The following is a 5,551-nucleotide window of genomic DNA, read 5'->3' as shown; positions in this document are numbered from 1 at the left end:
TTGGTATCTAGTTTTCTGTAAGCGAAATGAGCAGGAAAGAGCTGAGATTAACCTCTACCACCAGGTCTCTCTTCGTCGTTACCATCTACTAAAATCCATGAGCCATCATGGTGCGGGGAATTTTCAGGTTGCTCCACTGTATATTTTTCTCCTCGTGCATAAACAATGTCCGTCACGTCATCACTAACTTGAATGGGCAGCCATGATTGACCACGGAACTGGACTATGCCTGTTTCTTCGTTTCTACTATAACCATCATTCCCTCCTTGTGTGAAGGTGCGTTTAGTAATTGCATCTAGCCTATCCAGATATTCTTTTTGCCAATGTGGTGTTGTTGGAAAGATAAATGACTTATGTGGAGTAGTCCCGTCAAAGACCACCCGACCACCAGTAATTTTGTTATCTCGGCCATCTACTATATGAAAAGCGCCATTTTCTTCTTCGGGTACTGCCCTGTAGTAACGAATATCAGTATCTTTAGGTCCATACTTTATTGGAACATATTTCTGACCGCGATATGAAACGACACCGAAGACATCTTTTTGGATCTCTCCCTGAAAGGCATTGAGGCTATTTAAGTCCTCTAATTTATCGCGACCATGCCATGGACCAACTGGCCCTTCGGATATGGATTGCGATCTTCTTCGTTTGGCTTATTCTCATTCGGTTGACTGTTTGTTACAGGAGAGCCAAATACTAATACTTTTTTTCTTTGAGGAAGCGGAACACTTTCACCCGTTTTATTATTCGTTACGGAAAATACATCGAACCACCCCGGTCCGCTAGCGATTGGTTTAGTGTAGGATGATACACTGCCTTTACCGACTGGGTTCTTTCTGTCTCTGCCAATGCCGCCAAATGTACCAGGAACTCCAGCCTTCGCATAACCAGCAACAGACAAAAAGGCACTTAAAGCGGTTGTTTTTGAGGTCGCAGGCACTCCGATTGTATCGTACACGGCCGCTGCGCTTAAATTCGAAATAAAGTCAGAAGGACCTTGAGCCGCTGTTGATAGTAGCCCGGACACACCACGCACTCTCTTTTCCTGCGAAAGTAATGCCTACCAATCGTCTCAATTTTAAGAACCATTAGGTCACTGAGCACTCATAGAACGTTCCCGCACCACAAATTTCAAATTCATATCGTTTGATTAGTTTAAGAAAACCTAATAAAGGATTAAATATAACAATGATTTATGTGACTAAACATTTTAATCAAAGGCACCTATTGTTTTAATCAACCAGATATGAAAAAAATGAAATGAGTAGCACTTATAAGATATTTACATTAAAAATAAGAAAATAAAATTCTGCTAAAAAAATCTTGAAATCTTTGTCTATAACTATGAGTACGAACGATATGACATTGAATCAGTATGCTTCAGTGCAAGTTACGCAAATAACATTGAATTTAACATGACATTTATGCCGCGAAAGTTGCCGATGGATTTCTAGGGTAACGGAGTGTTTTGAGTTTAGGCGGCGCACATAGGGGAAAAGACCATGACAGTTTCATCAACTTCATCAGCAAGCTCAACGACACATTCTTGTCACACCCATTATTACTACTGTCCGCCACCGCCTCCTCCATGTCATTGCCATCCAGGACAGGCAATAAACGACATGAACGGTGGGGGAAAGCCTCAGGGCGGGGGTGAGAAACCTCAAGGCAGCGGTGAGAAACCTCAAGGCGGCGGTCTTCTTGACGGTATCTTTGGTTTCTTTGGAAAGATAAAAGAGGTCATTGGTGGCGTGTTCGATTTTATTGGCGGAATTAAAAACGCCATTGGTGGAGTAATAAACGGCATTAAGGGCTTCTTTAAAGATCCTCTAGGAACGATCGGAAACCTGATCGGCGGACTCTTCAAGAAATAAATTCTAAAAATGAAAGGCAAGAAATTGTCTTGCCTTTTATTTAGCCTATTCAGAGCTTTAAGTAAGAATTTTTCAGTCAAATTTTATTGCTTTTTAACACTCATCTCTCATCGTTTAACAACATCCAGCAAGAAAAATTTCATTAGTTATATAAATTCATAGTAAATAACGAATTAATTGATTTTCAATCTTAAATAATGGGAAGAATCTAGTCGTATAACTACTGTATTTCCTTGCGTTGAAAATGTTTCAAAAAAGCAGTCTCTCTCGCTATCCAGCGCGGTGTCAATGAATGATACTAATACCGGGCCTACGTGTTTAACTTAATACCCTCAATACTCAACCCGATCATCGCACCGTAAAATCGCACCAAAAAACCAACTAATTTTTTTTATGGATAGATTGGCTTACACCCTCAGTGTCTCACGCATAAAATCTAAAAAGCTTCTCATCAGAAACGTAGTATTGGTTGCGCCTTTTACAGAATCAGAAATACCTTTCCTTTGCGATTAGTGAGCTGAAGGACAGTTCTGTCTGGCATTTATTAATATCACATTAGACTCTATCAACTCAGCACCACTAGAGTATTAATAAAAATAGATACCCAAGTTAACCTTAAAATATAAACACAATAAAAACAATAATTTATAATCATGACAATCTGTTTTTCCAACTCTCAATAGTCATGTGGTTTTCATAGAAGATAGATTTTTTTAAAAATAAGGATACCCCTAGTACATGTCACTCCTGATTACTTTATTGATTAACTCACCTACGCACGTGATCAAAAATCATGCTTTGAATAAATTTTACAAATAGAAAATAACCTTAAAATAATGGAACCCAAAAAATCCTTTAAAAAAGTGTTTCATATGTGAGAATTCCATTATAGATTATAGAATATAAGCTCTAATGTTCCCTATAATCACATTTGAAAGCATTAGACATTAATAATATTAAAAATACCAACAATAAAAATTAAATCACAATAAATAATATTTTTATAAATTATAGGGATATACACATGCGTATTAACACAGTAAATTCAGGCGAAATAAGCCGAGCAAATATTAACAGCGATTCGTCATCCGCTTCAGTTATTAAGGAGGCGAATAAAAAAAGTGCGGCTGAAACGATGAAAGACATGCACAGCAGTCAGACATGGTCTCAGTCAGCCAAACATTGCCCTCCAGCTCCAACGCCAGAACCACCTGGCTTTTGGGAAGGTCTCGGTGGTTTTATCGGATCGATAAAAGATAATGCTATTGAGGTAGTCTCTGATGCGGCGGTTACTGCTGCAAAAATGGTTAAAGACGGCTCAGCGAAAGCTATTGAAATGGGCAAATTAGTCGTTGATGGTGTCATTAATCAAAGTAAAGTTGTTGTTGACGGAGCGATTAACCTTGGTAATGGCGTGCTAGAAGCAGGAAAAGGTGCGGCTGAGTTTGTCGCCGACGCTGGAAAAGGTGTTATTGATGCGCTATCGCTGCCGGGAAAGTCGTTACTGAAGGGGCCGTTAATCTTGGAAATGGCGTTCTAGAAGCAGGTAAAGGAGCGGTTGAGTTTGTCGCCAACGCTGGGAAAGGTGTCGTTGATGCGCTATCGCTGCCGGGAAAGTCGTTGCTGAAGGCGCCGTTAACCTTGGTAATGGCGTACTAGAAGCAAGTAAAGGTGCAGTTGAGTTCGTCGCCAACGCTGGGAAAAGTGTCGTTGATGGCGCTATTAACTTTGGTAAAACCTTCGCTGACGGCGTTGTTAACTTCAGTCAAGCTGCCTTTACCACATTAAAAAATGGAGCAGAAGCAGCAATTAATACTGGTGAAGCACTTCTCGACGGTGCCGCATCATTTGGTGGAAACGTCGTTGACGGTGTTAAGGATGGTCTTGATAAAACAATTACTGCAGGCAAAGAGGCTATGAGGCAGGCTGTTGAGGTAGCTGAAAAACTCCCTGCAATGATCGGAAATGCGCTTGAACAAATTCCAAGTGTAGCTGGTGAAATTGGTGAGAAAGCAAAAGAAGCAATTAAAGCTTCTCTTCAGACAGCTGTAGATGCATATCAAGGCGCCTTAAGATTTAGCCGCGACGCAATTATCGCTGCCAAAGAAGGCGTAATTGGCGCTTCAGAAGCAGCGAGGCAAGCGCTTAATACTGCCATAACTGGACTCCAGAATGCCGTTGATTACAGCATAAAGGTTACTGAACAGGTATTTAATACTCTGGAAAACCTACCTGAAGCTGCTGGTAAAACCATTGAAAAACTGAGAACAGAACTTAAGGCGTTTATCTCCACTCTGATTCCTAGTGCTGGTTCACAAACTAATCATAATGTTATGAAGCCAGAACCAAGAGCTGATAACAAATAAATAAACTTGCTAGAATAAAAAGATCGGTAGCTCCCGATCTTTTTATTTGTCCCTTTTAAAACATCTAAATTAACGTAACAAAGAAATATAAAAATCATGATGCAATTCTAAGATCATCAAACTGAATATTATATTTTCAATCTAAAAACATTTGATAGATAAATTAAACCTTCTACACTAAATCGTGCATAGCAAGTAACATACGCTCATTTATAAAACTTGTTTTATATGTTATGGCGTTTGTGGGCCGCCCCGAAGAGACTCTCATAAAACCCATAGCACTCAATGCCTCACAGGCTAAGCTGTAGTCTACATAGTCATCCACTTCGGTCCTTTCAGGAACTTCTCGGTGGATTTCACTTGATAACTTTCAATTAAAAATGAAAACGAAATTAGTTCCATTTTTTTATCAAAATAATTACCAAAATATATATTTTTCTTAAAATTAAATGGAAACAAAAGAACCGTGTATAGATTGTATCAATTATTAGATTATTAAAATCGCATATAGAATAAATGCTCCATATCCCCCTATAATCCATTCCGAGTACATTAGACATTAATAATATATAAAATAAGTTTTATACAATTTGAGTCATAAGAAATAACAAAACTTTTCAAATATTTTAGGGATATATATGCGTATAAATACAGTGAATTCAGGTGAAGTTAGTCAAGGAAATATTAACAGTAGCTCACCTGCAGTTATAATCGAGACGAAACAAAAAAGTGCCGCTGAAACAATGAAAGAAATGCATGGTGGCCAAACATGGTCAAAGGAAAATAGACATTGCCCACCGACGCCACCAACTCCACCACCAGCGCCACCAGCGCCACCAGCGCCAAGTATCTTCGATGCCATTGGCTCTGCTATTTCAGGCGCTGTAGGTACAGTAGCAAAAGCTGCTTCTGTTGCTGCCGATACTGTCGTTAACTTAGGCACAAACGTTGTTGGTGCAGGCAAAGGTGCTGTTGATGCTGCTGTGAATCTCGGAAAAGGTGTTGCTGGTGCTGTCATTAACGCAGGCAAAACTGCTGTTGATACCACTGTTAACCTAAGTAAAGGCATTGCAGGTTTCGCCGCTAACATGGTTAAACCCGTTGTTGATACAGCCGTTAATATCGGCAAAGGCGTATTTAATGCAGGTAAAGGGGTCGTAGACTTCGCCATCAATGCCGGAAAAACTGCTGCTGGTGCCGCTGTTAATTTAGGTAAAGGCGTTGCAGGCTTGGCCGTTAACGCCGGGAAAACTGTTGTTGATACGGCCGTTAATATCGGCAAAGGCGTATCTAATTTAGGTAAAGGGGTCG

The 5,551-nt window shown here is 39.8% G+C and carries 6 protein-coding genes; 4 read left to right on the top strand and 2 right to left on the bottom strand.

Translation table 11 applies throughout. The features are described from left to right. Positions 1-47: 47 nt before the first annotated feature. Both CS022_RS24195 and CS022_RS24190 read right to left on the bottom strand, forming a co-directional pair. Positions 48-380, bottom strand: coding sequence for a hypothetical protein (locus CS022_RS24195; protein WP_129124419.1), 333 nt, complete (start codon positions 378-380; stop codon positions 48-50). Positions 381-583: 203 nt separating this feature from the next. After that, on the bottom strand, positions 584-1,036 hold the full coding sequence (locus CS022_RS24190; RefSeq protein ID WP_129124418.1) for a hypothetical protein: 453 nt from the start codon (positions 1,034-1,036) through the stop codon (positions 584-586). Positions 1,037-1,622: 586 nt separating this feature from the next. Here CS022_RS24190 and CS022_RS24185 point away from each other — a divergent pair. From CS022_RS24185 to CS022_RS24170, 4 genes are all read left to right on the top strand, one after another. After that, positions 1,623-1,874 carry a hypothetical protein gene (locus CS022_RS24185; RefSeq protein WP_161569741.1) on the top strand — a complete coding sequence of 84 codons (252 nt, stop codon included), beginning with the start codon at positions 1,623-1,625 and terminating at the stop codon, positions 1,872-1,874. A gap of 1,024 nt (positions 1,875-2,898) precedes the next feature. Then, entirely contained in the window at positions 2,899-3,414 is a 516-nt protein-coding gene (locus CS022_RS24180; RefSeq protein ID WP_129124416.1) for a hypothetical protein, read from the top strand. 376 nt (positions 3,415-3,790) lie between these two features. After that, positions 3,791-4,240, top strand: coding sequence for a hypothetical protein (locus CS022_RS24175; protein WP_129124415.1), 450 nt, complete (start codon positions 3,791-3,793; stop codon positions 4,238-4,240). A 638-nt stretch (positions 4,241-4,878) separates the two neighbouring features. Beyond that, a partial coding sequence (locus CS022_RS24170; RefSeq protein WP_201746389.1) for a hypothetical protein occupies positions 4,879-5,551 on the top strand: 673 nt, incomplete at its 3' end.

Origin of the sequence: Veronia nyctiphanis, assembly GCF_004116385.1 — a bacterium.
Classification (GTDB): Bacteria; Pseudomonadota; Gammaproteobacteria; order Enterobacterales; family Vibrionaceae; genus Veronia; species Veronia nyctiphanis.
The sequence above is the reverse complement of the archived record's forward strand: the minus strand, read 5'-3'. Positions and strand labels throughout refer to the sequence as shown.